The organism is Photobacterium halotolerans DSM 18316, from assembly GCF_000425165.1.
GTDB lineage: Bacteria > Pseudomonadota > Gammaproteobacteria > Enterobacterales > Vibrionaceae > Photobacterium > Photobacterium halotolerans.
In genome coordinates, this window is record NZ_KE384323.1 from 171209 (window position 1) to 194883 (window position 23675).

The window sequence follows — 23675 nt, forward strand, 5'->3', positions numbered from 1 at the left end:
TTTTATTGGTGCCAGCCAATAAAAAAGTAGCAAAAAAATCCTGTAAAGTTTTCTTCCTTACCGCCGATAACCCTTATAGAACAAGAAAGTGCGTCGCCGTTGAATCAAGGTAATGCATTCTGATTCGTTGTTTATTGGGTTCGGATTCACACTTTTTTGCCCAGTAAAAAAATTTCAAAAAAAATCTTAAAGCTTTCTTCACCAGTGCCGTTAAAGGTGATGTACGAAGAATAACTCGGACTTGCCGGCTGAGCTGGTCAAGCCACAAAGAAGCACAAGTAAGGAGAATTACTATGGCAGTTACAGTAAACACTAACGTTTCTGCAATGACCGCTCAGCGTTACCTGAATAAAGCTAGCGATAATACAGCAGCTTCTATGGAGCGCCTGTCTACCGGTTCACGCATCAACAGTGCAAAAGATGACGCAGCAGGTCTGCAAATTTCTAACCGTCTGATGACTCAGAGCCGTGGCCTGGACGTAGCAGTACGTAACGCCAACGACGGTATCTCAATGTCTCAGACTGCTGAAGGTGCAATGCAAGAAACCACCAGCATCCTGCAGCGTATGCGTGACCTGTCTCTGCAGTCGGCGAACGGCTCTAACTCTGATGATGACCGTAAAGCGATTCAGGAAGAAGTCACGGCGCTGAACGACGAACTGAACCGTATCGCAGAAACCACCTCTTTCGGTGGCCAGAAGCTGCTGAATGGTTCATTCGGTACCCGTGCCTTCCAGGTGGGTGCAGATTCCGGTGAAGCGGTACAGCTGACGCTGAAAAATATGCGTTCTGACAGCGCTGACATGGGCGGCAGCCTGCTGGTGTCGACTAACCAGGTGGCAGATAAAAACTCTACCCTGGATGCCGATACCACTATCGAGCTGAGCGTAACGGATGCCGACGGTAATGCGACAGCGTTAAGCATCGACCTGGTTGCTGGCGATGATATCGAAGAAATCGCGACCCGTATCAACGGTCAGAACGACCAGATCAATGCGTCTGTTTCTGAAAAAGGCGAGCTGCAGTTGTTCTCATCTAACGGTGATGTGGCTGTGACTACCGGTACTATCGCAATGACTGACACTGCGGGTAATGCAGTGGATGCCTCAATTGCGGGTGCAGCGACTAATATCACAGTGTCTGAGCTGGATGTCAGCACAGTTGGTGGCGCGCAGCAAGCGGCGGCAATCCTGGACGGTGCAATGCAGTTTGTTGACTCACACCGTGCAGAGCTGGGTGCGAAACAAAACCGTATGGATCACACCATCAGCAACCTGAACAACATCAACGAAAACGTGGCCTCTTCCAACAGCCGTATCCGTGATACTGACTTTGCGAAAGAAACCACAAACCTGACCAAGAACCAAATCCTGCAGCAAGCGTCGACCTCTATCCTGGCGCAAGCGAAGCAGGCGCCTCAGGCGGCACTGAGCCTGCTGGGCTAATCCGTTCAGTAAAGCGGCAGGGGCAAGCCCTTGCCGCTTTTTTCGATCAGAAGGTGTCAGAAAATGGACGTAAAATCTGTATTAAACCCTTCATTTCTATCCCGCTTTTCTTCAACTGGTGCGAAATCACCTGTTGGCACAGATGTTGCAAACCCTTCTGTTGGCCATTCACGCGAAGATTCTTTGGCGGTCACTCCCTCAGGGCACAATGCCTCAAGTGTGGCAGCAAACACGGATGTCAGGCGCGTAGAACAGTCGGCCAGGCTGGAAGAACAGCAGCAGTTACAGCGCCAGCAATTAGAAAAACTGGTGGAAAGTATTGAAGATTTTGTCGGCTCAATGAATAAAGGGCTGGCATTCAGAATTGATGAAGAGTCTGGACGTCAGATCGTTACCGTTTATGAAAAAGCAAGCGGTGAAGTGGTCCGGCAGATCCCCGATGAAGATATGTTGGCGCTGTCACGTCAGATAGCGACCTACACCACCGGGCTTTTGACCACCAAAGTGTAATCGTAACTGATTGAGGTTGTAGATGAATATTGGCGCAATGGGTACGGCATCCGGCATGGATATCAATGCCATGGTCGACAAGATTGTCGCCGCAGAGCGGGCGCCAAAAGAAGAGCGCATCAATCAGCGAAAAGAGCAGGCTAATGTTGAGCTGAGTGCTTACGGGCGTCTGAAAGGCGCACTGGATGGTATGAAAACCCTGATGGCAGACATCAGGCAGAACCATACGCTGGCCGAGCGTACCGCCTCTTCAGACAATCAGGATTTGGTATCTGTCCGTGCCAGCCATGAAGCGCAGCCCGGCCGATATTCTGTCGAAGTCAAGCAACTGGCGACCTCGCATAAAATTGCGTCCTTGCCGGTTGATGATAAAACGGCAATGGGTGCCGGAAAATTGACACTGTCCGTCGGTGGTCAGTCTTTTGACGTTTCATTCGATCAGGATCAAACTAAGTTGCTGGATGTGGTGCGTGAGATAAACCGCCATCCGGATAACAAAGGCGTGCTCGCTACTGTCATTAAGGACGCCAGCGGCGCCCGGTTGGTGCTGAACGCCGATAAAACAGGGGCTGGTAATCCGCTGAAAGTGACTGTCGAGGCGCAAGCCGGCAGTCCGTTGCAGTCGTTTGCGTTCGATGCCGCGAATCCCGGCAGCCCTATGCAGGAAATGCAGGCAGCCACTGATGCCAGAGTGCTGATTGACGGTCTGGCAGAAGTGACGAGCGACACCAATACCCTGACAGATGCGATTCCCGGTTTGGATATAGATTTAAAGCAACTGTCAGTGAATGCCGAAAAGCCGCAAGCCGTGATTGAAATCGGCTACGACAAAGACAAGGCCGGGGCGCAGATCGAACGGTTTGTGAATGCTTACAATCAGTTTTACGACACCGCGCTGGAGCTGGGTAAATTTGATCCGAATACCCAGAGCAAAGGGCCGCTGGTCGGTGACAGCATGCTGCGCTCATCGGTTCAGCAACTGCGAAACGCATTCAGTACGCCGCTGGAAGACGGGCCGTCGAGTCTGCAGACCCTGAGTGAGCTGGGTGTGACAACCACACTGAGCGGGCACCTGGAAATCGACTACGATAAACTCGACAGGCAACTGAACCAGAATTTTTCCGCGGTTGGTGAATTTTTTGGCAGCCGCAAAGGTTTTGCCCGCCGGATTGAAGATATGCTGCATGCTTATACCGGCGTGACCGGCAGTATTTCGAACCGGGAGAAAAGCATCAATGAGCAGGTGCTAACGCTCAATGATGATCAGCGCGATCTGGACCGCCGGATGGAAGGCGTCTATCAGCGCACCCACGACCAGTTTTCTGCGATGGATCATGCCATGGGGCAGATGCAGAGCCAGCTGGGTTCAATGATGAGTATGATGCCGCAGACGTAGTAGCGGATAACAAGAGGGAAGGCAATGTCAAACAAGATGATGCAAACCCTGGCCGATATTGATCAGCAGCTGAACCAGCTGATTGATGACGGTACGGACATTGACGTGGATACCCTGTACCGCTTGCTGGCAGATCGCCAGACGGTACTGAATGATCTTAAAGCCATGCCAGAGATGCTGGATCAAGTCAGCTGGCAGGAAGCAATAACCCGAACATCGGATTTGCTGACAAGATTGCGCGAAAGGCGCGAAAAGTCGGCAAGTCAACTGAAACGATTACAGCACGGACAACGTTCGCTGCAGGCATATAATCAATTTCGTTAAGGTAACATCATGGTCATGAGAGGAAATCTACAGGCTTATAAACGAGTCTCAGTAGACAGTCAGTTAACATCCGCATCACCTCACCGTGTGATTCAAATGCTGATGGCGGGTGCCATTGAGCGTTTGATTCAGGGTAAAGCGGCCATGGAGCAAGGATCAATTGCCACCAAAGGTGAGCGTCTGGGTAAGGCTCTGGATATCATCATCAGCCTGCGTGGCTGTCTGTCGTTTGACGATGGCGGTGAGATCGCCAGCAACCTGGATTCGCTGTATCTGTATATGATTGAAAAAATCACCGCTGCCAACCAGAAAAACGAGGTCGAGCACGTTGATGAAGTGATCGATATGTTAAGGGAACTGAAGTCAGCGTGGGATCAGATTCCTCCTGAGCATCACAATATTACTCAAATGGAGTATTAATCCGTTAACGGGTCAGTATTCAGCATTCCATTTCCCCCACACGATGTTGGCCGCGAATAGTCAATTAATTGTGTATCTGGCGTAATTCCGTGGCACTGGGCTCACAGCTTTTCACTGTGCCCGGTTGCCAAGTCCTGTTCTTTTATTACAATGGGCAGCATCAGTTTTGGTTGCTGTTCCGTTTGAATACGCCATAAGAATACATAAAGACAGGCAAATATCACTTCTATGCAAGGTTTAGCTAAGACCCTCGTCATCGATGATGACCCGCAGCACCGTCACGATCTCAGCGTGATCCTTAATTTTGTCGGTGAGCAGCATGAAGCGATATCCACCGATGAAGCTGAAGGCGCACTGTGGGAACAACCCTGGGGCGCCTGTTTGATTGGCAATATCCATTCTGTTAAAAAACAGAATCAGGTGCTGGAACAACTGCGTCAGCGATATCACATTCCTGTGCTATCTATGCCTCAGCATGAAAAAGCGGTCTCAGGGATGCCGAATTTTGTCGGTACCCTGGCCCATCCGCTGCACTACAGCCAGTTGATGGATGCGCTGCGTCATTGTCAGGAATTTCAGGGCAAAAATCATTTTCAGGTACCGCAGCTGTCGCGGAAGAATACCCTGTTCCGCAGTATGGTCGGGCGCAGTGACAGTATCAGTCAGGTCCGTTACCTGATAGAACAGGTTGCAGGTACCGACGCCAGTGTGTTGATCCTTGGTGAATCCGGCACTGGTAAAGAAGTCGTTGCCCGTAATATTCACTACCATTCCTCCCGGGGGAAAGGCCCGTTTGTGCCGGTCAATTGTGGTGCGATCCCAGCAGATTTGCTGGAAAGCGAGCTGTTTGGCCATGAAAAAGGCGCATTTACCGGCGCGATATCCTCGCGCAAAGGGCGGTTTGAACTGGCGGAAGGCGGTACGCTTTTCCTGGATGAAATCGGTGACATGCCGATGCCGATGCAGGTCAAGCTGCTGCGCGTGATCCAGGAACGTTGCTTTGAGCGCGTGGGTGGTAATCAGAGTATTAAAGCCAATGTCCGCATTATTGCCGCGACCCACCGTAATCTGGATACCATGATTGCAGAAAACCTGTTCCGGGAAGATCTGTTTTATCGTTTGAATGTCTTCCCGATTGAAACGCCGCCGTTACGTGAGCGGCTGGAAGATATCCCCCTGCTGCTGCAGGAACTGCTGTCCCGGATGGAAGCTGAAGGCGCGAGGTCGGTCCATTTTACCCCGAGAGCGATCACCTCTTTGATGGAGCATGACTGGCCAGGCAACGTGCGTGAACTTGCCAACCTGGTCGAGCGCTTGATGATTCTGTATCCGGGGGAAATGGTGGATGTGAATCATTTGCCGGTGAAATACCGGTACTGTGATCTGCCGGATTTCCGTCCTGAAGAGCGCATGATGTCAGTCGAGGAACAAGAACGTGCGATGTTAGCCGATGTTTTCTCCGACAGTTATGATGATCAGGACGATAATTTCGGCTTCAGTGATTTACCGCCTGAAGGCCTTAACCTGAAAGAGATGCTGGCGGATCTGGAAATTGACATGATCCGTCAGGCCCTCGAAGCACAGGCTGGAGTGGTGGCACGGGCTGCTGATATGCTGGGTATGCGACGCACGACCCTGGTGGAAAAAATGCGTAAGTACAATATCTCGACCAAAGAGTCTGTGCGTGAATAGCATCAGCAAGTAAAAATTTAACCTGGGGTATTATGACTTTTATGCCGTACTCCGGACTCTGACAGGAGTGATGTCAATATTCTGACATCACTCTTTTTTTATAGGGTTATCATAACTTGTTGTTTTTTGTTGAATATTTTTGGCATAAAAAGTGCTTAATTAGTGTAACAAAGGACAATGCAAAAGTAGGTGCAAGGTGGAAGAAGGGCAGTCTGTCTCCCCGCTGGGAAACCTGAGTCAACAGGTCAGCAGGTATAAGCAAGTGATTGAAGTCATGCCGACAGGCGTGATCTTGCTCGATGGAATGGGAATGGTATGTGAAGCCAACCCTGAAGCTGTCCGCCTGTTAGGAGAGCCGTTAGCGGGGGAGCGCTGGCTGGATGTCATACAGCGTGCCTTTGCACCTCAGGAAGATGACGGCCATGAAATTTCTTTACGCAGTGGCCGTAAAGTCAAACTGGCGATCTCCGCGTCAGCCAGTGGTCAGCTGATAGTGATCACTGACATGACAGAAACCCGTCTGCTGCAGTCCCGTTTCAGTGAGATGCAACGTTTATCCTCACTGGGACGTATGGTTGCCTCGCTGGCGCATCAGGTCAGAACACCGCTTTCCAGCGCCATGTTGTATGCCGCAAATCTGGCCGCACCGCAACTGACAGCGCAAACCCGCGACAGGTTCCAGACCAAACTGATGGACAGGTTGCGGGATCTGGAAAAGCAGGTTAATGACATGCTGCTGTTTGCCAAAGGCGGCGATAACAAAGTGGTGGCCCCTTTTACGCTCGAAGCCTTGTTCAATGAACTGGACGCCATGATAGAGGCCCAGGTGGTGTCCAATCAGGTGGATTTCTCGATCGAGTGCGATGATGAGAGTCCCAGTATTTTGGGTAATGTGAATGCCCTGGCGAGCGCGATCAGTAATTTGATCACCAATGCCATTCAGATGTCAGGCAAAGCATGCAAGGTCAGTTTGTCGGTGCACTGCGCAGCCGACATGATTTATCTCAGCATTACCGATAACGGTCCCGGCATTGCCCCTGAGATGCAGAAAAAGGTGCTGGAGCCTTTTTTCACTACCCGCCAGCAGGGAACAGGCTTAGGGCTTGCCGTGGTACAGATGGTGGCAAAAGCTCACAATGGCAGCCTTTCGCTGTTTTCCACCCCGGGAGAAGGCGCCTCATTTACGCTCAGTCTGCCTAAGGCAGAAAGCCATGAGCAAGACTATGAATTAACAGCAACAGGAGACAGGCAATGACGAGCCGAGTACTGATCGTTGAAGACGACGAAGGTCTGCGTGAAGCATTAGTGGATACACTGGCGCTGGCAGGCTATCAGTGGCTGGAAGCAGACAGCGCCGAGCAAGCCCTGTTGCTGTTGAAATCTGAGCAGGTGGATATTGTGGTATCCGATGTTCAAATGGCCGGTATGGACGGACTGGGCCTGCTGCGAAATATCAAGCAACACTGGCCCAAACTGCCGGTACTGCTGATGACAGCCTATGCCAACATTGAAGATGCGGTACTGGCAATGAAAGACGGCGCCATTGATTACATGGCAAAGCCTTTTGCCCCGGAAGTGTTGCTGAACATGGTCAGCCGCTACGCGCCAGTGCAAGCGGTCAGCAGCCAGGCGATAGCCGCCGATGAGAAAAGCCTGAAATTACTGGCGTTGGCTGAGAGAGTCGCGCAGACTGACGCCAGCGTGATGGTACTCGGGCCGAGCGGCTCGGGCAAAGAAGTCATGTCGCGATATATTCATGAGCACTCACTGCGGCGCGAAGGGCCTTTTATCGCGATCAATTGTGCTGCCATTCCCGATAATATGTTGGAAGCGACCTTATTCGGTTATGAAAAAGGGGCGTTTACCGGCGCCGTTCAGGCTTGTCCGGGGAAATTCGAGCAGGCTCAGGGCGGTACCATCTTGCTGGATGAGATCAGTGAGATGGATCTGAACCTGCAGGCGAAACTGCTGCGTGTCTTGCAAGAGCGCGAAGTCGAGCGCCTGGGCAGCAGGAAAAGTATCAAACTGGATGTGCGGGTGCTGGCCACCAGTAACCGGGATTTGAAACAATATGTGGCGGAAGGAAATTTCCGGGAGGATCTGTACTACCGCCTGAATGTTTTTCCGCTGGTCTGGCCGTCGCTGTCTGAACGTCCGGGCGATATTATGCCGCTGGCCAGTCACCTGGCCGACCGGCATTGCAAGAAACAGGGCATGCCATCACCGGTCTTTTCTGCCGCCGCGCAAGCCAAACTGCTGCAGTATGGCTGGCCCGGCAATGTCAGAGAGCTGGACAATGTTGTCCAGCGGGCACTGATTCTGGCCGGTGATGCCGACATTGGCGGCGAGCATATTCTGCTGGAAGGTATGGACTGGATGGATTCACACAGCCTGCAGCACGCTATCAGCCTGACTTCGGTGGCATCGCAGGCAGTGAGCGATACATCGGTCCATGTGATACCGCCGGGCGTGTCAGGTGCTGACAGTCTGGGCAGCGAACTGCGCGAACAGGAGTTTGCCATTATTCTGGAAGCCATACAGGCCTGCGAAGGCAAACGGAAAGAAGTGGCAGAGCGATTAGGTATCAGCCCGCGTACGCTCAGGTATAAATTAGCCAAGATGCGGGACGCCGGAATCGAGATCCCAGTTTGACCATAAAAGCTCAATTAACAGATCAATTTCATATTTTTGGCGTTAAGCTTGCACAACTTTATCTTTTACGATGCTATTCATACAGATTGTGTCAAAAAAGTACCATGGAGATAACCTATGAAAGTCAACGGATTTATGTCAGAAATGCAGGCAATGCAAATGGAAGCCAGCAATGCGTCACGTCCGGCGACTGGCGCTAAGGTCAGTGCTGATTTCGGTGCTGCCCTGCAAGATGCGATACAGACGGTTAACGGATTACAGAATACGTCCAGTGAGATGACCAGTCGTTTTGATCAGGGTGATCGCAGCATTTCGCTGTCAGATGTCATGATCGCGCGCAATAAATCCAGCGTGGCTTTTGAAGCAACCGTCCAGGTTAGAAATAAGCTGGTTGAAGCTTATAAAGAACTGATGAATATGCCGGTTTAATTCAGGAATTAAGTGAGTGTCGGAACAAACATCCAACGAACTCGCCATAGCGGGTAGTGCTGCAGTCCCTGTCGCTGCCAACAGCGACCTGGATATGCAAAATCCGGATCTTGAAGAGAAGAGTGCCAGCACGCGTGTTGACAGTATGCTGGGCAATCTTGATTTGCTGCGCCAGATCATTCTGGTGCTGTCAGTGGCTATTTGTGTCGCGTTGATAGTGCTGGTTGTCGCCTGGCTCAAAGAACCGGAAATGCGTCCGCTGGGTAATTTTTCCACTGAAGAGCTGATTCCGATTCTGGATCATTTTGACCAGAAGCAAATTGAGTACCAACTGGAAGGAAACACCATCAGGGTGCCAGCCGATAAATACGGCGCACTCAAGCTGGAGCTGACCCGTGCCGGGCTGAATAATCCGACGGCTGAAGGTGATGATATCCTGCTGCAGGATATGGGATTTGGTGTTTCACAACGTCTTGAACAGGAACGGCTGAAACTCAGTCGTGAGCGCCAGCTGGCAAGAGCGATAGAGCAGATCAGACAAGTGCGCAAAGCGCAGGTACTGCTGGCGATGCCAAAGCAAAGCGTCTTTGTCCGCCATAATCAGGAAGCGACGGCCAGTGTCTTCCTGACCCTGAGTACAGGCGGCACGCTGGGCCAGCAGGAAGTGGATTCGATTGTCGATATGGTCTCTACCGCCGTGCCGGGTCTGAAACCCAGCCGCGTCACAGTCACCGATCAGCATGGCCGTTTGCTCAGTTCCGGTACCGAAGATCCGGCTGCCACGGCGCGCCGGAAAGAATACGAACTGGAGCGCAAACAAGAGCAAGCCTTGCGCGAAAAGATTGATGCAATATTAATTCCCGTCCTGGGGCTGGGTAACTACACCTCTCAGGTCGATGTCTCGATGGATTTCAGTGCCCAGGAAGAAACGCAAAAACGTTTTGATCCCAATACGCCGTCAACCCGCAGTGAATACACACTGGAAGATTACAACAACGGTCAGGCGGTGGCGGGTATTCCGGGTGCCCTGAGTAATCAGCCACCGCAGGATTCAGCGATACCGCAGGATGTGATTGATTTACAAACCGGTAAAGGCGGTAACGGCTCGGTGCATCGTGAAGCAACGCGCAATTTTGAGCTGGATACCACTATCCGTCACAAGCGTTCGCAAACCGGTACGATCAGCCGCCAGACGGTTTCGGTGGCGGTCAATTATAAGCCGCAGCTTAATCCGGAAACCGGCGAAATGACCCGTGTTCCTGTTACTGAAGAAGAGCTGGTGAAAATCCGTCGTTTGCTGATGGGCGGGGTCGGCTTCCTGCAGGATCGTGGCGATATGCTGGAAGTGATTTCCGTGCCTTTCGCCACTCAGGAGCAGGAACGCATTGTCGACTTGCCTATCTGGGAACACCCGAATTTCAATACCTGGATTCGTTGGCTGGCTGCGGCGCTGGTTATCATAGTAGTGCTGGTGGTGCTGGTGCGCCCTGCCATGCGCAAACTGCTCTACCCGAATCAGGCTGCCGATGGCACACCTCTGGATGAGAATGGACTGCCCATCATGGCGGGTGAAGGCTCTGAACTGATAGGGGCTGATCTGGACGGTGTTGACGGTATCGATTTAACCAATAACAACCTGGATCTGCCAAATCTGCACAAAGATGACGACTTGCTGAAAGCCGTGCGTGCACTGGTGGCTAATGAACCGGATCTGGCGGCTCAGGTTGTGAAGAACTGGGTATACGAAGATGGCAAATGAAGTCGCGACTACAGATGAAAAACCTTTCGACATTACCAGTTTAAGCGGAACGGATAAAGCAGCCATCCTGTTACTCAGTCTGAATGAACAGGATGCGGCTTCCATCATACGCCACCTGGAACCCAAGCAGGTTCAGCGCGTGGGTGGGGCGATGGCGAGCATGAAGGAACTGAGCAATGACAAGGTGACGGCTGTGCACCGTCAGTTCCTGACCGATATCCAGAAATACACCAGTATTGGTATGGGCAGCGCCGACTTTGTCCGCAATACCCTGATCGCCGCGCTGGGTGAAGATAAAGCCAATAACCTGGTTGATCAGATCCTGATGGGCAGTGGCTCGCGCGGTCTGGATTCTCTCAAATGGATGGACCCACGCCAGGTGGCCAGCATCATTCTCAATGAACATCCGCAGATTCAGACTATCGTGTTGTCGTATCTGGATCCTGAGCAGTCGGCAGAGATTTTATCCCAGTTCCCTGAGCGTGTTCGCCTGGATCTGATGATGCGAATTGCGAACCTGGAAGAAGTTCAGCCTGCCGCCCTGCATGAGCTGAACGACATCATGGAGAAGCAGTTCGCAGGTCAGGCCGGTGCTCAGGCTGCGAAAATTGGCGGCATGAAGGCCGCGGCCGATATCATGAACTACCTCGACAACAACATCGAAGGTCTGTTGATGGATCAGATCCGCGACAACGACGAGGAAATGGCCGTTCAGATCGAAGATCTGATGTTCGTGTTCGAGAACCTGGCCGAAGTGGACGACCGGGGTATCCAGAGCCTGCTGCGGGAAGTGCCTCAGGAGTTGCTGCAAAAAGCGCTCAAAGGGGCCGACGATATGCTGCGCGAGAAGATTATGCGCAATATGTCCAAGCGTGCCTCTGAGTTGCTGATGGATGACCTTGAAGCGATGGGCCCGATACGTGTCTCGGATGTGGAAGCCGCACAGAAAGAAATTCTGTCTATTGCCCGTCGTCTGTCTGAAGCCGGTGAGCTGATGCTGAATGGTGGCGGTGGGCAGGATGAATACCTCTAATTCAGCCGGGGAAGCACAATGACGATTGAACGCCGTCGGGGCTTTGTCCGCCTGAGTGGCCACCAGGCGGAAGAGCTGGAACGCTGGGCTTATCCCGATTACAGCGATGAAGATCGCGGGCCGGTTGAGAACGCGTTAAATTATGATCCGGGCTGGCGCCCCAGAGAGGCAGCAGAAGAGGAGCAGGCTCCCCAGCCACTGACCGCTGCAGATCTGGACGATATCCGCCAGTCTGCCTATGAAGAAGGACTGGCCGAAGGCCGGGCTGCCGGCCATGCTGAAGGCTTTGAAACCGGAAGACAGGAAGGTGCTGCCGCCGGTCATCAGGAAGGGCTGGAGGCTGGCCGGGAAGAAGGGCTGGCTGCCGGACAGGAAATGGTTGAGCAGCATGTGGCTCATTTAACACAGGTTCTGGACAAACTCGCCCAGCCCTTGAAGCAGGTCGATCAGCAGGTAGAAAGCCAGCTGGTGGAGATGGTCAGCGTGCTGACCCGTGAGTTAATCCGGGTTGAAGTGCAGACCAATCCGCAGGTGATTCTGTCCACTTTACGGGAAGCCATTGCCACCCTGCCGCTGGCCTCTCAGTCGATCACTGTGCAGTTGCATCCGGACGATCTTGAACTGGTAACCACCACGTACAGTCAGCAGGAACTCGATAACCGTCGCTGGCAGTTGCTGGCAGAGCCGGGGCTCGAGCGCGGTGATGTACAAATCAGTGCCGGTGACTCTGTGGTGGATTATCGAATGGAAGATCGTGTTCGTCATCTGCTGAGCCAGTTTCTGGGCATGAATCAGCGCCCGGCTGACGATTCAGCACAGGATAGCGCGGAATGACCCTGGCGCAACGGCTGGGTAGCTACCGTTTACAGGGGCTGGCCTGCCGGCCTGTTGCCTCCGGACGACTGGTGCGTGTGGTCGGTTTGACACTGGAAGCTATTGGCTGCCGGGCACCTGTCGGTAGCGTGTGTCGGGTCGAAGCGGTTCAGGGCAGTCTCGAAGCCGAAGTCGTCGGATTCAGTGGCGACACCCTGTACCTGATGCCCAGTGAACAACTGACCGGGGTGATGCCCGGCGCCAAAGTCACGCCTGTGATGAGCGACGGCGGTCTGCCGGTGGGGCCCGAGTTGCTTGGCCGGGTGATTGACGGCATGGGCAACCCCCTGGATGGCAAAGGAAAGATTTATACCTCGGCCCGGGCCGCCCTGAACGCGGAACCTATCAACCCTCTCGCAAGAAAGCCTATCAGTGAACCTCTGGATGTCGGACTGAAAGCCATTAATGGGCTGCTGACCGTAGGTAAAGGCCAGCGGATTGGCCTGTTTGCCGGTTCCGGGGTGGGTAAATCTGTCACTCTGGGTATGATGACCCGGGGGACCACGGCGCAAGTGGTGGTGGTCGGACTGATTGGTGAGCGTGGCCGCGAAGTCAGAGAATTTATTGATGAGATCTTAGGTGAAGAGGGCCGCCAGCGCGCGGTTGTGGTGGCAGCCCCTGCTGATGCTTCTCCTCTGATGCGCCTGAAAGGGTGCCAGACAGCCCTGACCGTGGCGGAATATTTCCGGGATCAGGGGCTGGATGTGCTATTGCTGATGGACTCGCTCACTCGCTTTGCTCAGGCGCAGCGTGAAATTGCATTGTCGATTGGCGAACCGCCGGCGACCAAAGGCTATCCGCCTTCTGTGTTTGCCAAGCTTCCGGCCCTGGTTGAGCGCGCCGGCAACGGCGGTGATCACCAGGGCTCGATCACGGCCTTCTTCACTGTGCTGACCGAAGGCGATGATCTGCAGGATCCTATTGCCGATGCATCACGAGCGATTCTTGACGGCCATATCGTGTTGTCACGTGAGATGGCCGATGCCGGTCATTATCCGGCGATTGATGTTGAACGCTCTGTCAGCCGGGTTATGCCGGCCATAGTGGATGAAGAGCAGATGCTGATGTCGAAAGCCGTCCGGCAGATACTGTCTATTTGCCGCAAAAGCCAGGATCTGGTGTCTATCGGTGCCTATAAACCCGGCTCAGATCCGGCCATTGATCAGGCCTTTACGTTAAAACCCAGGTTGGATCAGTACCTGCAGCAGGCAATGAAAGAGTCGGTTCCCTATGACATGTGCGTTAATATGCTCCGTTCCACGTTGGGAGCCTGAGGATGAAACACCTAAGCGGCATGACCGGAGGCATGGATGTCTGATCAGGCACTGACCCTGATTCTTGAACAGGTCAAAGATAAAGAACATAACGCTTTTCTGGCTCTTCAGCAGGCCAAGCGGGATTTGGACAGTTTTTATCAGCAGCGCGAACAAATTGAAAAGTACCGCTACGATTACTGCCTGCAATTGACCGAGCGGGGCCAGAACGGACTGACGGCCAGTCAGTTCAGCCATTTGCATAAATTCCTGGGCCAGTTAGACGAAACTCTGGTTCAGCAGGGAGCGGCTGGTCGTGAGTTTGAACGCCAGGTAGAGAAATGCGCTGAGTGCTGGCAACAGGCCCGTACTGAGCGAAAGTCAGTTGAATGGCTGCTGGAAAAAAAACACACAGAGCGGGAGCAGCGTCTGGCACGTCAGGAGCAAAAGTTAATGGATGAGTTTGCCACGCTGCAATCTGCCCGCCGCCGGTGTTAATCGCTATCGCAGACAATTCAAGAGCTGGTTCACTTCTTGCATGGTTTTGAGTATAACCACGACTTTGGTCGTCAAATAATTGTCAGTGTAAGGTAGTTATGAAACCGTCCAGCAGCATTTTTGTCGATTTTAGCACGTCCGGAGCTTCCGTCCGGCCGGGTAAGCCTGGTCGTTCTGATAGCCGTGAAGAACCCGGACTGTCGGGGTTTTCATCACGACTTGAGTCTGCCGTTCACAGTGAAAGCAAGACGGCAGCTAAGCGTCAAAAAATTGAATCGCCAGCCGCGCAGCAGGCAAAAGGCAGCGACAACGCCGCGCAAACACACAAGGCGACAGACAGTGAGCGGCAAGAAAATGCAGACAAAGTGACAGCCGGTAAACACTCGGAAAAGCCAGAGGATGCTGCGCAGACAGCGGCAGGCGAAACCCCTGAGTCTGAGAGCACCGAAGAGAGTATCCGTGCTGAGGCAGAAGCACTGTTAGACAGGCTCAATGCCTCCAGCCAGCAGTTGCAAATGGCAAAAGATGGCAAAGAATTGCCACCTGAGTCTGAAGGCAGTGACGCGCAAGGGGCGGATGTCGCCTTATTGTCGGCGGGCATTCCTCTCCAACCCGGTGCTCAGGCGCTGAACGGTGATTTGTCTGAGGCCGGGGATGAGCCGAGTGTGGCTGGCGGGCAATCGGGTAAGCTTGCTGAGATGCTGGCCGCGGTCACTAAAGGGTCGGCATCGGTTGCCAAAGGTAAGGGCGAGAAACCTGACTTGACGCTGGTGGCCGGCTCGGTTCAGTCCGCCATTCAGGGTGAAGCGGGCAGTGAAGGAGAAGCTCAGCCAGACTGGCTCAGTGACGCCATTGCCCGGCTTTCTGCTTCTGCCAAAGGCGGGGAAGCAGGAGCGGCTGACGGTGCAAGTGCGAATCAGGCCGGAGCCGGTCAAGCGGGCGTCTCCGCATCGCTTCAGGCGGCTTTGGCTGATGCCGGACTGCAGATGGACACCGCGCAGAAAGAAGCGATGGCGGCGGGGTCTGCCTCAGGCACCAATGCGATCACCGGCCAGCCTTCTTCACTGGCTGCGATGCAGCGAGCTGAAGCGCAGCCACAGCCCACCGCACTGCCTTTACAAAAAGAGATGGCTGGCGAGCAACTGGCGGAGCGGGTGCAGATGCTGATGAGTAAAAACCTCAAGCATGTCGATATTCGCTTGGATCCGCCTGAACTGGGACGGATGCAGATAAAACTGGCCATCAATAATGACCAGGCCTCTGTCCAGTTCCATGTCGGTAATGCGCAGACCCGGGATCTGGTTGAACAGGCCATGCCGCGACTGAGAGAGCTGTTACAGCAGCAAGGTATTCAGTTGACCCAGGGCAGCGTGCAACAGGACGGTAATCAGCAATTTGCCGGCCAGCATACCGGCACCCAACAGGGTGAACAAGGCATGGCCGGCGGCGGTCAGAGCGGCCAGTCGCAGCGGGATGATGACGACGGCAGTGCGATTGCCGTAACTGTCAGTGAACAAAGCGACGGCATTGATTATTACGCATGACCCCAGCGGCATAGCTGGCACCCTGCGACATCCAAGTGACTATTATTGACCCGCGAACGGAATGGGAAATATGGCTGAATCAGCGGCAACAACAAATAGCAAAAAACGCATTTTATTGATTTTAATTGCATTGATCCCCGTGCTTCTGGGCGGTGCTGCAGCCTGGTTTTTCCTGTCTGACGATCAGTCTGCGGCTGATAGCGACGGCATGTCGGCAACCCAGTCTTCAGGTAAGCCGGAACCGGCTTATTATGTGATTTTGCCGCATCCCTTTATTTTTAATGTGACGGGGGATACCCAGCAACGGCTGGTACAGGTGAAAGTACAACTTATGGTACGTGGTGATGAGAATGATACTCTGGCCCGCCAACACATTCCTTTGGTAGAAAGCACCTTGCTCCAATCTTTCGGTGCAGCCAGTGTGGAGCAGCTTCGCTCACCCAGCGGACGGCTTGAACTCCGTCAGCAGTCGCTGCAGTCCGTGCAGTCCGCGCTGGTGAAAGTGTCTGGCAGTCCTGTGATCGAACAGGTACTGTTTACTGGCTTTGTAATGCAATAGGTTCCCAGTGACTGATTTATTAACCCAAGACGAAATTGATGCGCTGCTGCATGGCGTCGATGATGTAGAGGATGATCACCCCCGGCAAGAGGAAGGCACCGGGGTTATATCGTTCGACTTCTCATCGCAAGACCGCATTGTCCGTGGCCGGATGCCGACGCTTGAGCTTATCAATGAGCGTTTTGCCCGCCATATGCGGATCAGTTTGTTCAATATGCTGCGCAAGACGGCAGAAGTGTCGATCAATGGCGTACAAATGCTCAAGTTCGGCGAGTACCAGAACACCCTGTATGTCCCTACCAGTCTGAACATGGTGCGTTTTCGCCCCCTGAAAGGGACGGCCCTGATCACCATGGAAGCCCGGCTGGTTTTTATTCTGGTCGAGAACTTTTTTGGCGGCGATGGCCGCTTCCACGCCAAGATCGAAGGGCGTGAATTCACCCCGACTGAGCGCCGTATCGTTCAGATGCTGCTGAAGCTGGTGTTTGAGGATTACCGCGAAGCCTGGTCACCCGTGATGGGTGTGGAGTTCGAATACCTGGACTCCGAAGTAAACCCGACTATGGCTAACATCGTCAGCCCGACAGAAGTGATAGTGGTGAGCTCTTTCCACATTGAAGTGGACGGCGGCGGCGGCGATTTCCATGTTGTGATGCCGTATTCCATGGTGGAGCCGATCCGCGAATTGCTCGATGCCGGCGTCCAGAGTGACAAAATGGATACCGATGTCCGCTGGAGCAAGGCCCTGCGGGATGAGGTGATGGATGTCGAAGTGAATCTGCGTGCCAAATTACTCGATATTGACCTGACGCTGCGGGATCTGATGGAGCTGCACTCCGGTGATGTGATACCGATTGAACTGCCGGAGACGGCCACGCTCTACGTTGAAGATCTGCCGACTTACCGCGGGAAAATGGGTAAGTCCGGCGACCACGTGGCGATAAAGATTTCCAAGAAACTGAAGCGGCCAGATACGGTGAAAACGGACCTTGCTTTCTTAGATGGCGATGAACTGAGTCCGACTTTCTCCGCCACTGACCCGATTGACGATTAATACAGGTGACTTATGTCAGATAAAGATCAACAAATTGCTGACGACTGGGCGGCAGCCCTGGCTGAACAGGCCGACGACAATATTGAAACGGCCCCGCTGGAAGAACTGACAGACGAGAGTACTCCGATTACTGAAGAAGAACGTCGTCGTCTTGATTCCATCATGGATATTCCGGTCACGATTTCAATGGAAGTCGGGCGTACCAAGATCAGTATCCGTAACTTACTGCAACTGAACCAGGGGTCGGTGGTGGAACTGGACCGTGTCGCCGGTGAGTCGCTGGATGTCCTGGTCAATGGTACTTTGATTGCTCACGGTGAAGTGGTGGTGGTCAACGATAAATTCGGTATTCGTCTGACGGATGTGATCAGTCAGACCGAACGTATTAAAAAGTTGCGGTAACAGTGATGAAAGCATTGAAAAGCACATTGCTCGCCGGTCTGGCTGTTATCAGCCAGCCGGTATGGGCGGCCGGGGCACCGGAGCTGGATATGGGCACCACGCTAGGTTCGCTGCTGCTGGTACTGGTTCTTATCGTGTTCCTTGCCTGGCTGCTGCGCAGCATGAAGTTGCCGGGTGTGAGTGGCGGAGACAACGGGCTGCAGATTGTCCGCCAGGTGGTGGTCGGCCAGCGTGAGCGAATCGTGCTGATACAGGTGGGTGACGAGCAGTTGCTCATTGGTGTGACGCCGCAAAATATTTCAATGCTGACCAAGCTGGAAACGCCCTTGCCGGTCAGTGCCGGTGCAGGTAACGGTGAGTTTGCCCAGCAGCTCGGTAAGTTGTTAAAAAGACAATGATGTATAGATCTCACTTCTTTATCTGGATTGTCGCTGCGCTTTGCCTGCTGCTGTCCGGCATGGCGAGTGCGCAGAGCGAAGATGGCGGACTGGGCAATGTAGCGGGCAGCAATGTCACTGTCAGCGAGATGCAGAGCGATAAAGGGGCGGCAACCCTGCTGACCACCAAAGGCGGGGGCGGCATTCCGGCGTTTTCTGTGTCAGTGAATCCGGATGGCACCGAAGATTACTCCGTCACGCTGCAAATCCTGGCGTTGATGACCGCGCTGGGCTTTTTGCCGGCCATAGTGATCCTGATGACCTCATTTACCCGTATCGTGGTGGTGATGTCGATTTTGCGCCAGGCCCTCGGTCTGCAGCAGACTCCGTCAAACCAGGTGATTATCGGGATTGCCCTGTTCATGACTTTCTTTGTCATGTCCCCGGTGTTGGATGAGATCAATACCAAGGCCGTTCAGCCCTATATCAATGAAGAGCTCTCTGCCCGTGAAGCCCTGACTATCGCCCAGGATCCGCTGCGCCAGTTCATGCTCAAACAAACGCGGGTAAAAGATCTGGAAACCTTCGTTGATATGTCGGGATCACAGGCGACCGATCCCCAGCAAGTCCCTATGACTGTATTGATCCCTGCTTTTATCACCTCGGAGCTGAAAACGGCGTTTCAGATTGGCTTTATGCTGTTTCTGCCTTTTCTGGTCATCGATCTGGTTGTGGCTTCAATATTGATGGCCATGGGTATGATGATGCTGTCACCGATGATAGTCTCACTGCCGTTTAAATTAATGTTGTTCGTACTGGTGGATGGCTGGAACCTGATCCTGTCGACACTGGCAGGCAGCTTCGGCACCTGATGACAGGGAGAGACAGACAATGACACCAGAAGCCTTCGTCGAAATTTTTCAGGAAGCCCTGTACATGGTCCTGGTGATGGTCTGTGTGATCGTCATACCCGGCTTGCTGATTGGTTTAGTGGTGGCGGTTTTCCAGGCCGCTACCTCAATCAATGAACAGACGTTAAGCTTCCTGCCTCGTCTGGTGATCACCCTGGTTGCGCTGATGGTGTTTGGTCACATGATGACCAGAATGCTGATGGATTATTTCCATCGCATCATTGAGCACATTCCTCAAATCCTTTACTGAGCAGACAGGCCATGACGTATCCGGCGGAGGTCATATTAGATTGGCTGGCCAATTATTTTTGGCCGCTGACCCGCATCGGTGCCATGATGATGAGCATGACCTTCTTCGGCGCCCGTTTTGTGTCGATGCGCATCCGGCTGTATCTGTCGCTGACGGTCACTTTTGCGGTGATGCCCATGCTGCCTCAGGTCCCTGATATTCCTTTGCTGTCTTTTCAGGGCTTTCTCACCACAGGCCAGCAGGTGATCATCGGTGTCGCGATGGGGCTGGTCACTCAGTTTGTCACTCAGACATTCGTATTGTTAGGGCAGATCCTGGGCATGCAGTCCAGCCTGGGTTTTGCCTCCATGGTCGACCCGGCCAACGGACAAAACACCCCGGTGCTGGGCCAGCTGTATATGATGCTGGCGATCATGTTATTTCTCGCCACTGACGGTCATCTGGCGATGCTCAGGCTGGTGGTGCTGAGCTTTACCACTTTGCCGGTCGGCGAGTCTATGTTGCAGGCGGTGGATTACCAGCAGCTGGCGGGTTGGTTCGGCTGGATGTTCAAAGCCGGCTTAAACATGTCGCTGGCAGGGATCATTGCACTGTTGACGGTGAATCTGTCGTTCGGGGTCATGACACGTGCAGCACCCCAGCTGAATATTTTCTCCCTGGGCTTCTCGTTTGCGCTGTTGCTGGGGCTGTTTGTCAGCTGGTATCTGTTAATGGGTATCCAGGCGCAGTATGAAGAGCACTGGCAACTGGGTACAGAGCAAATCTGCAGCCTGATCAGGCTGGATTGCTGATGACGGACAGGAGGGAGTCTGATGGCTGAGTCAGACGGACAAGAACGTACTGAAGACGCAACCCCCCGACGGTTACAGCAGGCGCGGGAAAAAGGTCAGGTCGCGCGTTCAAAAGAACTGGCGTCGGTTGCGGTACTGGTATCGGGAGCGGTTGGCCTGATGTGGTTTGGCGAAATGCTGGCCGTGGCCATGAGTGAAGTCATGCGCAAGTTCTTTACCCTCAGCCGCGAGGAAGTGTTTGATTTTACCAAACTGCTGTCTGTGACTGGTGATGCCATTGCGCACATGCTGTGGCCTTTGCTGCTGGTGCTGATATTCTTGTTTGTGGCGGCACTGATTGGTGCTTCCGCCCTGGGGGGAATCAGTTTTTCCGCCGAGGCGGCAAGACCCAAGCTCTCAAGAATGAACCCGGCCAGTGGTCTTAAACGTATGATTGGCAAGCAAAGTGCCGTTGAGCTGGTGAAATCCATCCTCAAGGTCACTCTGGTAGCCGGTGTGGCTTATTACCTGATGTACAGCAGCCTGGAAGGTTTCTTTCAGCTCAGCATAGAGACCTATCCGAGCAACATCTTTCATGCGCTGGAGATTTTACTGCGCTTCGTATTGCTGATCTGTTGCTCGCTGCTGGTGGTGGTGGCTATCGATGTGCCGTACCAGATCTGGCAGCATAACGAGCAGCTGAAGATGACCAAGCAGGAAGTCAAAGACGAATATAAAGATGTCGAAGGTAAACCTGAGGTTAAAGGTCGTATCCGTATGCTGCAGCGTGAAATGGCGCAGCGGCGCATGATGGCTGAAGTGCCAAAGGCCGATGTGGTGATTACCAACCCGGAGCACTTTTCTGTTGCCTTGCGTTATGATCCCACCTTGGACAAGGCACCCGTGGTCATCGCCAAAGGAACCGATCACATGGCGATGAAAATCCGGGAAGTGGCCAACGAATATAAGATTGATATTGTGCCTGCACCTCCGCTGGCACGCTCCCTCTATCACAGCACCGAGCTGGAACAGCAAATACCGGATGGCCTGTTTGCCGCTGTGGCACAGGTGCTGGCGTACGTATTCCAGCTGAAACAATACCGGCGCGGCAATGGTAAGCGGCCTAAGTTATCGGCAGGAGCTGTCGATATTCCTCCTGAATTACGGCACTGATGGCTTGCTGCAAAATGTTTTGGCTGCAGGTCAAAAAATTGACATGTCAAGGCGGTATAAATTTTGCTTTATGCGAAGCTTAGCCCGTTCAGTTGTCTGCGATTCACCGGCACACCAAGTGCGAGACAGTGAATACGCGGTGAACACTGAGTGAGCACTGACGATTAACCGATTCCAATCAAATAAGAATGCATGAAGCTGCCGATACCTTTTTCAGATAAATTGCCTTTACACCGATTACAGTCACTGCCTGCAATCGGCGCCCCTGTCATGGTACTGGCAACATTGGCGATGGTTGTGTTGCCAATGCCAGCAATGCTGCTGGATATGGCCTTTTCTTTTAATATTGCCCTGGCTCTGGTGGTACTGCTGGTGACAGTGTACACCCGCCGCCCGCTGGATTTTGCGGCTTTTCCGACCGTACTGCTGATTGCCACTCTGCTCAGGCTGGCACTGAACGTAGCGTCAACCCGGGTGGTCTTGCTGAATGGTCATGAAGGCCCGGAGGCGGCAGGCCAGGTGATCGACGCCTTTGGCTCTGTGGTTATCGGGGGGAACTACGCGGTTGGTTTGGTGGTATTCCTTATTCTGATGATCATCAACTTCATGGTAGTCACCAAAGGTGCCGGCCGTATTTCCGAAGTCAGTGCCCGCTTTACCCTTGATGCTTTGCCGGGCAAGCAGATGGCAATCGATGCCGATCTCAACGCCGGGCTCATTGATCAGGAGCAGGCACGCACACGGCGCAGCGAAGTCACCAAAGAGGCCGATTTTTACGGCTCGATGGACGGTGCCTCTAAATTTGTCAAAGGGGATGCCATTGCCGGTATTCTGATCCTCTTCATCAATATTATTGGTGGCCTGATCATAGGTATGGGCCAGCATGATCTCAGTTTCAATGAGGCGATTCATATCTACAGCCTGCTGACCATAGGTGATGGTCTGGTAGCGCAGATCCCGTCTTTGTTGCTGTCCATCGGCGCTGCCATGATGGTGACTCGTCAAAATACTGACGAAGACATGGGGCAACAGATGTTGTTCCAGATGTTCAATAACCCCCAGGCGCTGATCATCACAGGCGGGATTTTATTTGTGATGGGTATTGTTCCGGGCATGCCTCATATTCCGTTTCTGCTGCTGGCGCTGATCATTGGCCTGATTGCCTACTGGCGGGTGAAGAAAGAGCAACAGGCAAAAGTGCTGGCAGAATCCGCCCCGCCTGAGGCGCTGGACAGCAAACCCGTCACCAAAGAATTGTCATGGGATGATGTCCAGCCGATGGATACCATCAGCCTGGAAGTCGGTTATCGCTTGATCCCTATGGTTGATAAAGAACAGGGCGGCGAGCTGCTGGAGCGGGTCAAAGGCGTCCGGAAAAAACTGTCGCAAGATTTCGGTTTTCTGGTTCCGCCTGTCCATATCCGTGACAACCTGGAATTACCACCCAATACCTACCGCATCAGTCTGATGGGGGTGAACAATGGCGAGTCAAACATTCACCCTGATATGGAGCTGGCCATCAATCCGGGTCAGGTGTTTGGCAGCCTGGAAGGGGAGCGCACGACCGATCCTGCCTTCGGGCTGGAAGCGATCTGGATTTTAGAATCGCAGCGAGAGCATGCTCAGGCACTGGGCTATACCGTTGTTGACGCTGCCACTGTACTGGCAACCCACCTGAGTCAGATTCTGGTGAACAATGCTTCTCAGTTGCTCGGGCATGAAGAAGTACAGAACCTGCTGGAAGTGCTGGGGCAGTCGACACCGAAACTGGTGGACAATTTTGTCCCTGACCAGTTGCCGTTAGGGGCTGTGGTGAAAGTGCTGCAGAACCTGCTGCATGAAGGTGTGCCTATCCGGGATATCCGCACCATAGTTCAGACTTTGTCCGAGTATTCCGGTAAGAGTCAAGATCCTGACATTCTTACTGCCGCTGCACGTATTGGCCTCAAACGCCTAATTGTTCAGGAAATCAATGGAATAGAGCCTGAGTTACCTGTTATCACGCTCGTTCCTGAGTTGGAACAAATATTGCATAAAACAATGCAGTCAAGCGGGGGCGAGTCCTCCGGTATCGAGCCGGGTCTGGCAGAACGTCTGCAGCGCTCTTTGACCGAAGCCACACATCAGCAAGAGTTGAAAGGCGAACCGGCTGTACTGTTAACGTCTGGCGTACTGCGCGGCACGTTAGCCAAATTTGTGAAAAACACCATCCCGACACTGCGGGTGCTCTCTTATCAGGAAATCCCTGATGAAAAGCAAATCCGTATTGTGAATGCAGTGGGTAACTAGGTGTCCCCAGGCTGACTGAGTCAGCCAAAACGTGCAGGGTAATCCGTCACCGGATGGGAAGA

The 23675-nt window shown here is 53.2% G+C and carries 23 protein-coding genes and 2 pseudogenes; all 25 read left to right on the forward strand.

The window, feature by feature from the left end:
• Positions 1-293: 293 nt before the first annotated feature.
• The 25 genes and pseudogenes from H511_RS0120005 (at position 294) to flhA (ending at position 23613) form a co-directional block, all read left to right on the forward strand.
• Positions 294-1445, forward strand: a complete 1152-nt coding sequence (locus H511_RS0120005; protein WP_027253926.1) for a flagellin — start codon at positions 294-296, stop codon at positions 1443-1445.
• 63 nt (positions 1446-1508) lie between these two features.
• Complete coding sequence (locus tag H511_RS0120010; protein ID WP_027253927.1) at positions 1509-1955, forward strand: flagellar protein FlaG; 447 nt, start codon at positions 1509-1511, stop codon at positions 1953-1955.
• 22 nt (positions 1956-1977) lie between these two features.
• Positions 1978-3351 carry a flagellar filament capping protein FliD gene (gene fliD / locus H511_RS0120015; protein ID WP_027253928.1) on the forward strand — a complete coding sequence of 458 codons (1374 nt, stop codon included), beginning with the start codon at positions 1978-1980 and terminating at the stop codon, positions 3349-3351.
• Between the two features lie 24 nt (positions 3352-3375).
• Positions 3376-3675, forward strand: coding sequence for a hypothetical protein (locus tag H511_RS0120020; RefSeq protein ID WP_051288332.1), 300 nt, complete (start codon positions 3376-3378; stop codon positions 3673-3675).
• 15 nt (positions 3676-3690) lie between these two features.
• Entirely contained in the window at positions 3691-4095 is a 405-nt protein-coding gene (gene fliS, locus H511_RS0120025) for a flagellar export chaperone FliS (RefSeq protein WP_027253930.1), read from the forward strand.
• 228 nt (positions 4096-4323) lie between these two features.
• Positions 4324-5787 carry a sigma-54 dependent transcriptional regulator gene (locus H511_RS0120030; RefSeq protein WP_027253931.1) on the forward strand — a complete coding sequence of 488 codons (1464 nt, stop codon included), beginning with the start codon at positions 4324-4326 and terminating at the stop codon, positions 5785-5787.
• A 196-nt stretch (positions 5788-5983) separates the two neighbouring features.
• Positions 5984-7042 (forward strand): sensor histidine kinase, encoded by a 1059-nt coding sequence (locus H511_RS0120035; RefSeq protein ID WP_027253932.1) that lies wholly within the window; start codon positions 5984-5986, stop codon positions 7040-7042.
• Positions 7039-8191: pseudogene (locus tag H511_RS0120040) on the forward strand (sigma-54-dependent transcriptional regulator); the annotation flags it as partial. The gene H511_RS0120035 and the pseudogene H511_RS0120040, both read left to right, overlap by 4 nt.
• Positions 8192-8268: 77 nt before the next feature.
• Positions 8269-8439, forward strand: a pseudogene (locus H511_RS25245) (helix-turn-helix domain-containing protein); the annotation flags it as partial.
• Positions 8440-8556: 117 nt separating this feature from the next.
• Positions 8557-8868 carry a flagellar hook-basal body complex protein FliE gene (gene fliE, locus H511_RS0120045; protein WP_027253934.1) on the forward strand — a complete coding sequence of 104 codons (312 nt, stop codon included), beginning with the start codon at positions 8557-8559 and terminating at the stop codon, positions 8866-8868.
• Positions 8869-8884: 16 nt separating this feature from the next.
• Positions 8885-10627, forward strand: coding sequence for a flagellar basal-body MS-ring/collar protein FliF (gene fliF / locus H511_RS0120050; protein ID WP_027253935.1), 1743 nt, complete (start codon positions 8885-8887; stop codon positions 10625-10627).
• The gene (gene fliG / locus H511_RS0120055; protein WP_027253936.1) at positions 10617-11660 is read left to right on the forward strand and encodes a flagellar motor switch protein FliG; all 1044 of its coding nucleotides are present in this window, start codon (positions 10617-10619) and stop codon (positions 11658-11660) included. The genes fliF and fliG overlap by 11 nt, the downstream gene beginning before the upstream one ends.
• 18 nt (positions 11661-11678) lie before the next feature.
• The gene (gene fliH, locus H511_RS0120060) at positions 11679-12494 is read left to right on the forward strand and encodes a flagellar assembly protein FliH (RefSeq protein ID WP_027253937.1); all 816 of its coding nucleotides are present in this window, start codon (positions 11679-11681) and stop codon (positions 12492-12494) included.
• Positions 12491-13807 (forward strand): flagellar protein export ATPase FliI, encoded by a 1317-nt coding sequence (gene fliI, locus H511_RS0120065; RefSeq protein ID WP_027253938.1) that lies wholly within the window; start codon positions 12491-12493, stop codon positions 13805-13807. The genes fliH and fliI overlap by 4 nt, the downstream gene beginning before the upstream one ends.
• A gap of 36 nt (positions 13808-13843) precedes the next feature.
• Positions 13844-14284 carry a flagellar export protein FliJ gene (gene fliJ / locus H511_RS0120070; RefSeq protein WP_027253939.1) on the forward strand — a complete coding sequence of 147 codons (441 nt, stop codon included), beginning with the start codon at positions 13844-13846 and terminating at the stop codon, positions 14282-14284.
• Positions 14285-14382: 98 nt separating this feature from the next.
• Positions 14383-15828 (forward strand): flagellar hook-length control protein FliK, encoded by a 1446-nt coding sequence (locus H511_RS24220; RefSeq protein WP_027253940.1) that lies wholly within the window; start codon positions 14383-14385, stop codon positions 15826-15828.
• A gap of 70 nt (positions 15829-15898) precedes the next feature.
• Positions 15899-16387: a flagellar basal body-associated protein FliL gene (fliL, locus tag H511_RS0120080; protein ID WP_027253941.1), complete on the forward strand. Its 489-nt coding sequence runs from the start codon at positions 15899-15901 to the stop codon at positions 16385-16387.
• A gap of 7 nt (positions 16388-16394) precedes the next feature.
• A complete protein-coding gene (gene fliM / locus H511_RS0120085; protein WP_027253942.1) occupies positions 16395-17441 on the forward strand; it encodes a flagellar motor switch protein FliM in 1047 nt (348 codons plus the stop codon).
• A 12-nt stretch (positions 17442-17453) separates the two neighbouring features.
• Positions 17454-17843: a flagellar motor switch protein FliN gene (gene fliN, locus H511_RS0120090; protein ID WP_027253943.1), complete on the forward strand. Its 390-nt coding sequence runs from the start codon at positions 17454-17456 to the stop codon at positions 17841-17843.
• Between the two features lie 5 nt (positions 17844-17848).
• A complete protein-coding gene (fliO, locus tag H511_RS0120095) occupies positions 17849-18241 on the forward strand; it encodes a flagellar biosynthetic protein FliO (protein WP_036760092.1) in 393 nt (130 codons plus the stop codon).
• A complete protein-coding gene (gene fliP / locus H511_RS0120100; protein ID WP_027253945.1) occupies positions 18241-19092 on the forward strand; it encodes a flagellar type III secretion system pore protein FliP in 852 nt (283 codons plus the stop codon). The genes fliO and fliP overlap by 1 nt, the downstream gene beginning before the upstream one ends.
• Positions 19093-19111: 19 nt before the next feature.
• Positions 19112-19381: a flagellar biosynthesis protein FliQ gene (gene fliQ, locus H511_RS0120105; RefSeq protein ID WP_027253946.1), complete on the forward strand. Its 270-nt coding sequence runs from the start codon at positions 19112-19114 to the stop codon at positions 19379-19381.
• Between the two features lie 11 nt (positions 19382-19392).
• Positions 19393-20172 (forward strand): flagellar biosynthetic protein FliR, encoded by a 780-nt coding sequence (gene fliR, locus H511_RS0120110; RefSeq protein WP_027253947.1) that lies wholly within the window; start codon positions 19393-19395, stop codon positions 20170-20172.
• Between the two features lie 21 nt (positions 20173-20193).
• On the forward strand, positions 20194-21324 hold the full coding sequence (gene flhB, locus H511_RS0120115) for a flagellar biosynthesis protein FlhB (RefSeq protein WP_027253948.1): 1131 nt from the start codon (positions 20194-20196) through the stop codon (positions 21322-21324).
• Between the two features lie 192 nt (positions 21325-21516).
• Positions 21517-23613, forward strand: a complete 2097-nt coding sequence (gene flhA, locus H511_RS0120120; RefSeq protein ID WP_027253949.1) for a flagellar biosynthesis protein FlhA — start codon at positions 21517-21519, stop codon at positions 23611-23613.
• Positions 23614-23675: the final 62 nt, after the last annotated feature.

Bases quoted from the DNA above. Each gene is read 5' to 3' on its own strand.
- H511_RS0120005 (WP_027253926.1), top strand. From the start codon at position 294: ATGGCAGTTACAGTAAACACTAACGTTTCTGCAATGACCGCTCAGCGT.
- H511_RS0120010 (WP_027253927.1), top strand. From the start codon at position 1,509: ATGGACGTAAAATCTGTATTAAACCCTTCATTTCTATCCCGCTTTTCT.
- fliD (WP_027253928.1), top strand. From the start codon at position 1,978: ATGAATATTGGCGCAATGGGTACGGCATCCGGCATGGATATCAATGCC.
- H511_RS0120020 (WP_051288332.1), top strand. From the start codon at position 3,376: ATGTCAAACAAGATGATGCAAACCCTGGCCGATATTGATCAGCAGCTG.
- fliS (WP_027253930.1), top strand. From the start codon at position 3,691: ATGAGAGGAAATCTACAGGCTTATAAACGAGTCTCAGTAGACAGTCAG.
- H511_RS0120030 (WP_027253931.1), top strand. From the start codon at position 4,324: ATGCAAGGTTTAGCTAAGACCCTCGTCATCGATGATGACCCGCAGCAC.
- fliE (WP_027253934.1), top strand. From the start codon at position 8,557: ATGAAAGTCAACGGATTTATGTCAGAAATGCAGGCAATGCAAATGGAA.
- fliG (WP_027253936.1), top strand. From the start codon at position 10,617: ATGGCAAATGAAGTCGCGACTACAGATGAAAAACCTTTCGACATTACC.
- fliH (WP_027253937.1), top strand. From the start codon at position 11,679: ATGACGATTGAACGCCGTCGGGGCTTTGTCCGCCTGAGTGGCCACCAG.
- fliI (WP_027253938.1), top strand. From the start codon at position 12,491: ATGACCCTGGCGCAACGGCTGGGTAGCTACCGTTTACAGGGGCTGGCC.
- fliJ (WP_027253939.1), top strand. From the start codon at position 13,844: ATGTCTGATCAGGCACTGACCCTGATTCTTGAACAGGTCAAAGATAAA.
- H511_RS24220 (WP_027253940.1), top strand. From the start codon at position 14,383: ATGAAACCGTCCAGCAGCATTTTTGTCGATTTTAGCACGTCCGGAGCT.
- fliL (WP_027253941.1), top strand. From the start codon at position 15,899: ATGGCTGAATCAGCGGCAACAACAAATAGCAAAAAACGCATTTTATTG.
- fliN (WP_027253943.1), top strand. From the start codon at position 17,454: ATGTCAGATAAAGATCAACAAATTGCTGACGACTGGGCGGCAGCCCTG.
- fliO (WP_036760092.1), top strand. From the start codon at position 17,849: ATGAAAGCATTGAAAAGCACATTGCTCGCCGGTCTGGCTGTTATCAGC.
- fliP (WP_027253945.1), top strand. From the start codon at position 18,241: ATGTATAGATCTCACTTCTTTATCTGGATTGTCGCTGCGCTTTGCCTG.
- fliQ (WP_027253946.1), top strand. From the start codon at position 19,112: ATGACACCAGAAGCCTTCGTCGAAATTTTTCAGGAAGCCCTGTACATG.
- fliR (WP_027253947.1), top strand. From the start codon at position 19,393: ATGACGTATCCGGCGGAGGTCATATTAGATTGGCTGGCCAATTATTTT.
- flhB (WP_027253948.1), top strand. From the start codon at position 20,194: ATGGCTGAGTCAGACGGACAAGAACGTACTGAAGACGCAACCCCCCGA.
- flhA (WP_027253949.1), top strand. From the start codon at position 21,517: ATGAAGCTGCCGATACCTTTTTCAGATAAATTGCCTTTACACCGATTA.